Annotated in this window: 1 protein-coding gene; it reads right to left on the reverse strand. The window is 65.2% G+C overall.

What is annotated here, in order from left to right:
- Positions 1–744 (reverse strand): methyl-accepting chemotaxis protein (locus BN1129_RS04430; RefSeq protein ID WP_042034747.1); only part of this gene is annotated, 744 nt, incomplete at both ends.

Below are 744 nucleotides of genomic sequence, written 5' to 3' on the forward strand. Positions count from 1 at the left end.
GTGCTGGGCTAGGCGACTGGTGTTGGCCGCATCCTGGTTGGTGAGGGCGGAGAGCTCGGCACTGTGACGGGCGTGCTCTCGCACCTCGTGGGAGCTGGCGGCCAATTCGCTGACGGCGGCGGCGACCTGGGTGGTCATGTGCTCCTGCTGGCGGGCCGAGCCTTCGGTCTGGGTCGCGACCTGCCTGATCTGGTTTGACTCCTGATAGAGCTGCTGAGTCGCGTGCTCCACCTCCTGCAAGCTGTGGCGAAACCCCTGCACCATGTCGCTGACGGCGCGGGTCATCTGGCCCAGCTCATCCCGGCTCGGGTTGAGCAGGGGGAGGGAGAGATCCCGCTCCTTGGCCATGCGAGTCATGGTCAGTTGCAGGTGGCGCACCGGTCGCTTGATGTAGCGCTGCAGCACCCAGCCAAGCAGGCCGAAACCGAGCCCGAACACCGCCACCAGGCTGCCGCTCAGGATCAGGTTGTTGTGGCGAATTTCGCTGAACGTGTGGCTGAGGTCGTAACTGATCCGCACCGCCCCCATGACGGTACCTTCCGGCACCTGATGGCAGGTGGTGCACTGGGTGCCGCGGTACTCTTTGTACGCCTTGAAGGGCTTGACCAAGGTGAGCCAGTTGCCCTGCTGCTCGAGTATGGTCTCCCCTTGCGCGATGGCGCGCTGGTCCCAGCTATCCTCTGCCTGCTGATCCGGATGACCGGGTCCGAACAAGTCAGTCACGGCGGGGGCGCGGATCAGGCG

Source organism: Aeromonas popoffii (assembly GCF_000820025.1).
Classification (GTDB): Bacteria; Pseudomonadota; Gammaproteobacteria; order Enterobacterales; family Aeromonadaceae; genus Aeromonas; species Aeromonas popoffii.